Below are 5,896 nucleotides of genomic sequence, written 5' to 3' on the forward strand. Positions count from 1 at the left end.
ATCAAATTGAGAATATAGTAGGGCAAAAAGCAGAGCTAGACGATTACATTGGGCAATTTTTAAATAATCGCTATTTAATCAGAGATTTTATTGGTAAAGGGGGAATGAGTAGAGTTTATTTAGCAGAAGATACTGCTAAAGGTGGTATGCCGATCGCAGTCAAAGTCTTATCATTTAGTTTGGCGAACCAGCATATGTCCCAACGCTTTGCCAGAGAGATTTTTATTGGTGCTCAATTGGGTCGCAAAAGTAAACATATTGTTCGGATCTTAAGTTATGGGTTTACTGAGGATAAAACTCCATTTTATGTAATGGAATACCTCCAAGGAAAAAATCTCAAACAAATTCTCGAAATTCAGCCCTTAACAATATTTAAATTTTTACAAATTTGTAATCAAATTTGTTTAGGCTTACAATGTGCCCACCAAGGTATCAGCCTCAAAGGAGAGATTTATCCTATTGTTCATAGAGATATTAAACCAGAAAATATATTTATTACTGAAGATAGTAAAGAAGGAGAAATTGTCAAAATACTCGATTTTGGTATTGCCAAGTTTTTAACAGAGCGAAGTGGAATGACACTGACAGATTCTTTTATTGGCAGTTTACCTTACTGTTCTCCAGAACATATGGAAGGGCGCAAATTGCTAGATGTCCGCTCTGATATTTACAGTTTGGGAGTACTAATGTTTGAGATGCTCACAGGAAAGCATCCATTTCAGACAAAAAGTAACTCCTTTGGTACTTGGTATCAAGCGCATCGTTTTCAAATTCCACTTACCCTTGAAGAAGTGAACCCGCAAGTCAAAATACCGCAGGTGTTAGAAAAAATAGTGATGAGTTGTTTAGCTAAAGAAGTAAGCGATCGCCCTCAAAATATCAACCAAATATTAGAAAATTTAGAAAAAATTAATATTCAGATTAATGATGGTATTACTAGCAATAGCAGTGACATTATCAAACTTTCATTTCCGGTTCAATTAGTACCTTCAACTTTATTATCAGAAAAAGAGTGTTTGCAGAAGAATTGGCCTAAAAATAAACCAATTGCACCAATTGGATTTCCCCATTTACTACAAACGGCTGAAAGAGCTATACCAACTTTTTGGGCAATGTTACCTAAACAAGAGATTACAAAATTTTTGGATAAAATACATGGTACTGAATTTATTAGTAAAATGAATGTTTACCCGATGCTATTGTGGGTAACAGTACTATACGATACCCAACCTTCTATGGCTAAGTGGCTACCTTATTTTATAGATTTAAAAGATAATCAAGGACAGAATATAGCACGTAGTTTAGCGGAAGTAGGTTACTATCATCTACTATTTTTTGCCATAGAAGATCCAACTCGTTGCTCTCATGTAACAACTTTAAGCCTTACGGCTAACCAGCGCCAGCAAGTTATAGATTGCTTAGAGATGAGTCAACATTCAAATGAATTAATTCTGTCTAATCAAGCCAAAAATCTTCTAATAGCAGATTATGAAAAGCTAAAGTTAGACATCTTACAAAAGTTAGCCACATCTCAAAAAGTTGAGACAGAAGGGTTAAAAAATTGGATGGATAAATTTTGGGAAAAAATTTTAAACCTTTTATCACGTTCTTGAAAGTTTGCAATCAAAATGCTTGCTACCATTACCTAATAATATTTTTATGTGTGTGTTATTAACTTTAAATAAACTCAGCAGCAGAGGTGAATAAAGTGAATAAAAGCCCATTTACATCTTTAAGTAGTACGGGCTTGCTTGCTAATCGTTATCAACTCAAGCAATTAATTGGTAGCGGTGGCATGGGTGAAGTTTTTTTAGCAAATGATATTTTGTTAGGAGGCATACCAGTTGCTATCAAGTTTTTGACTCAAACTGTTGTCGATAACAAGATGCAACAAGACTTTGCTAGTGAAGCTTTAATGAGTGCAGCTTTGAGTCAAAAAAGCTTACATATAGTACGGGCGTATGATTATGGTGTGAATGAGAAAGGAAAACCATACTATGTCATGGAATATCTATGTGGTAAGAGTTTAAAGGATTTAATTCCGCTACCACTGCCCATGTTTTTGACTCTCTCCCGCCAAATTTGTTTGGGCTTACAGTGTGCCCATCAAGGCATTAACATTGATGGCAAAATTTGTCCGTTAGTTCATAGAGATATCAAGCCTGCTAATATATTAGTTATTCCCGATCCGATATTGGGCCAGTTAGTAAAAATTCTCGATTTTGGTATTGCTAGATTTTTGAATTATGCATCAACAGTTAGTACAAGCAGGGGATTTAATGGCACTTTACCCTACTGTTCTCCAGAACAGCTAGATGAGGAAAAATTAGATAGTCGCTCTGATATTTATAGCCTGGGTGTGATGATGTTTGAAATGCTCACAGGCAAAAAACCTTGGGAACCAGAAACTGATTACTTTGGTGCTTGGTATAAAGCACATCACTTTGAGCAACCAAAAGCGATCGCAGAGGTTAAACCTACTCTTAAAATACCTCACAAGCTAAATAATTTAATTATGTCTTGTCTTGCTAAAAAAGCAAGCGATCGCCCACAAAACATCGCTCAAATTTTGCAAGTCTTAAACAGTTTAGAAGAGTATGATTGTCCCAGTCTACCTACAACTTTAGCCTCTAATTCCATTTTTAGTCCTCCTTTAGATTCAGGTTTACCAATCACAGTAGAACAAAGCTGTCAGAAACTTTTCTGGCCTCAAAATAAACCAATTCAAGAAATTGTTTTTCCCCAACTTATAGACACCGCACAGGGATCTATGACAGCGCTATGGTTGATGTTGCCTAAACAAGAAATCAAAAACTATGCCCTTTCTACCCGTTACAACCAGTTTATCTTCATGACATCCCCTCACCCAATGCTGTTGTGGGTGACTGTACTCTACAATCGGCAATTGGCTCCTAAATGGCTACCTTGCTACTTAGATATGCAAAATCCCCAAAATCTTAGGCTGGTAAGTTTCCTGGCTGAAAATGAACACTATCCTTTGATTTTCTTTACTCTAGAAGCACCACATTCCTGCACCAACGTTCTCAGCAGTCGCATCGAGCCAACTCAGCGACAAATGTTGAAAACCTGGGCGCAACAAATTCATAATCTACCACCAACTTCTCAGCCCCAGTTGAGCAAACAGCTATTAAAGCAGCAGTATAAACAAATACAATTCCGGATATTGCAGCATCTGGAATTACAGCCACAGCCTGTATTATCAGGATTTTGACGAAAAATCTGCACCTTTGAGAGAGAGTACAAAAAATTCCTAATTTCCAACCTCAAAACACTTGACAAGTAGAAAAATAATAGTGATAATAGCAAAGTTGCCAAACAAGGGACTGTAGTTCAATTGGTTAGAGCACCGCCCTGTCACGGCGGAAGTTGCGGGTTCGAGCCCCGTCAGTCCCGTTCTAAATTTATGAATAGTTAATCACTGAAATTCGGTGATATTGGATTTTGAATTCTCCAAAGCGATTGACTCAGAATTCAGAGTTTGAATATAAGCTACATTTATCATGCTTTGCGAAAGAGAGAATTAACTGTGACTGTCAGAGTCCGAATTGCGCCGAGTCCAACCGGAAATTTACATATTGGTACAGCTAGAACGGCTGTATTTAACTGGTTATTTGCCCGCCACCACGGCGGTAAGTTTATACTGCGAATAGAAGACACAGATTTAGAGCGATCGCGTCCCGAATACACCGACAATATTCTTGAAGGATTGCGTTGGCTAGGGCTTAACTGGGATGAAGGGCCATTTTTCCAATCTCAACGCCTGGATTTTTATAAGGAAGCAGTGCAAAAACTGCTAGATCAAGGATTAGCCTATCGCTGCTACACCACTTCTGAAGAACTAGAAACTCTAAGAGAAGCTCAGAAAGCTAGAGGCGAAGCTCCTCGCTATGATAACCGTCACCGCAACCTCACCGCAGAACAACGCGCCGCATTTGAAGCAGAAGGTCGCTCCTCTGTGATTCGTTTCAAAATCGAAGATGGGCGAGAAATTGTCTGGAACGACCTAGTAAGGGGAAAAATGTCTTGGCGAGGTAGCGATTTAGGTGGGGATATGGTCATCGCCCGCGCCTCAGAAGAGAGTAGCGGTCAACCTTTATACAACTTTGCAGTTGTAGTGGATGACATCGATATGCAAATCACGCATGTTATTCGGGGAGAAGATCACATCGCCAATACCGCCAAGCAAATTCTGCTGTATGAAGCAATGGGTGCAAAAATCCCAGAATTTGCCCACACACCGCTAATTTTGAATATGGAAGGACGCAAGCTTTCTAAGCGGGATGGCGTCACTTCCATTTGTGACTTTCAGCAAATGGGCTTTACTGCTGAAGGCTTGGTGAATTACATGACATTGCTGGGTTGGTCGCCACCAGACTCGACCCAAGAAATATTTACTTTAGAAACAGCAGCCAAAGAATTTGGTTTTGAGCGTGTAAATAAAGCAGGTGCAAAGTTTGACTGGGACAAGCTGGATTGGTTGAACAGTCAGTATATCCACAAGACGCCAGTAGATAAACTCACAGATTTACTCATACCCTATTGGCAAGCGGCTGGGTATAAATTTGATGGTGGAAGAGAACGCCCCTGGTTAGAGCAGCTAGTAACTTTAATTAGCCAGAGTTTGACTCGTTTAGTAGATGCAGTACCTCAAAGCCAACTGTTTTTTACTGACACAGTTGAATTTAGCGACGAAGGTAGTACACAACTGAAGCAAGAAGGTTCTACTGCTGTCCTTGAGGGGATTGTCACAGCTTTAGAAAATCAGCCGCAACTCTCCGAAGCCGCCGCCCAGGACATTATTAAACAAGTAATGAAAGAGCAAAAAGTCAAAAAAGGCTTAGTAATGCGATCGCTCAGAGCAGCCTTAACTGGAGATGTTCATGGCCCCGACTTGATCCAATCTTGGTTACTACTAAATCAGATTGGTTTAGATAAGTCACGCTTGAGTAAGGCAATAACGGAAGCTAATTAGCGATTACAACAATTTTTAGATGGATCTGGGAGTGGAAAGTGGGAAGTAGGGGGAGCAGGGGAGAATTGGGGACAAGGTGACAAAAGGTGAGAACTTGCAACAAGTCTTTCCCCTTGTCCCCAAGTCCTCTTTCCCATGCCCCATTTCCCATTCCCCATTCCCAACTCCCCATTCCCGACTCCCCACTCCCCACCTTCACACAAAAATTTTGGATTGCTCAAGTAATACAGCAACTATAAGAACAAGAAATCATTGACTAATTACTAATGAATTATCCCCAATTTCAAATCTAAAATAGGTAGTCAATTCTCCTCACGTTGGGAACTTGGTGTGTAAAATTCATGTCTTCAAAAACACTTAGAAGCGAACCTAATTACAATGCCAACAAAAGCGCTCAATAGAGGGATGAGATTATCGTTCATGATAGTTATGCTGTTCATCACATCGACAGTAAATGCTGCCGTTGATGCTCAGGAAGCGCCAACGATATTTGGAGATGTCACCATTGGCCCTCAGTTTTCTCCAGACCCCCTGACAGTTCGCGGGATGAGTGGTGGTTCAATATCTGGGAGTCAAGTAGGTGCCAGAAGTGAAACAGCCACTGGCCCTTGCACCGGCTTTGTTGATGAAACACCAGACCACACATTAGTGCTAACAAGTAAATTTGACTACCTTAAGCTGCAAGTGCAAAGTCCTGAAGACACCACCATCATTATCAAGGGGCCCGGTGGTACTTGGTGCAATGACGATTTTGATGGCAAAAATGCTGGCATGATTGGTGAATGGCTGCCTGGAAATTACGAAGTTTGGGTTGGTTCCTACGAAAAAGACAAGTATCTTCCTTACACTCTACAAATTACAGAAGTTAAGTAGGGAATGGGGAGTAGGGAATGGGGAATGGGG

The 5,896-nt window shown here is 40.0% G+C and carries 4 protein-coding genes and 1 tRNA gene; all 5 read left to right on the forward strand.

Annotation, left to right across the window (positions count from 1 at the left end):
* Positions 1-14: 14 nt before the first annotated feature.
* The 5 genes from ACFFAP_RS34975 (at position 15) to ACFFAP_RS34995 (ending at position 5,866) form a co-directional block, all read left to right on the forward strand.
* The gene (locus ACFFAP_RS34975) at positions 15-1,613 is read left to right on the forward strand and encodes a serine/threonine protein kinase (RefSeq protein ID WP_375515519.1); all 1,599 of its coding nucleotides are present in this window, start codon (positions 15-17) and stop codon (positions 1,611-1,613) included.
* Positions 1,614-1,708: 95 nt separating this feature from the next.
* Positions 1,709-3,232 (forward strand): serine/threonine protein kinase, encoded by a 1,524-nt coding sequence (locus tag ACFFAP_RS34980; RefSeq protein ID WP_375515516.1) that lies wholly within the window; start codon positions 1,709-1,711, stop codon positions 3,230-3,232.
* 108 nt (positions 3,233-3,340) lie between these two features.
* A tRNA-Asp gene (locus ACFFAP_RS34985) sits at positions 3,341-3,414 on the forward strand.
* Positions 3,415-3,547: 133 nt separating this feature from the next.
* Positions 3,548-4,993: a glutamate--tRNA ligase gene (gltX, locus tag ACFFAP_RS34990; protein WP_375515517.1), complete on the forward strand. Its 1,446-nt coding sequence runs from the start codon at positions 3,548-3,550 to the stop codon at positions 4,991-4,993.
* A 378-nt stretch (positions 4,994-5,371) separates the two neighbouring features.
* Entirely contained in the window at positions 5,372-5,866 is a 495-nt protein-coding gene (locus ACFFAP_RS34995; protein WP_375515518.1) for a hypothetical protein, read from the forward strand.
* Positions 5,867-5,896: the final 30 nt, after the last annotated feature.

The organism is uncultured Nostoc sp. (genome assembly GCF_964245575.1).
Classification (GTDB): Bacteria; Cyanobacteriota; Cyanobacteriia; order Cyanobacteriales; family Nostocaceae; genus Nostoc.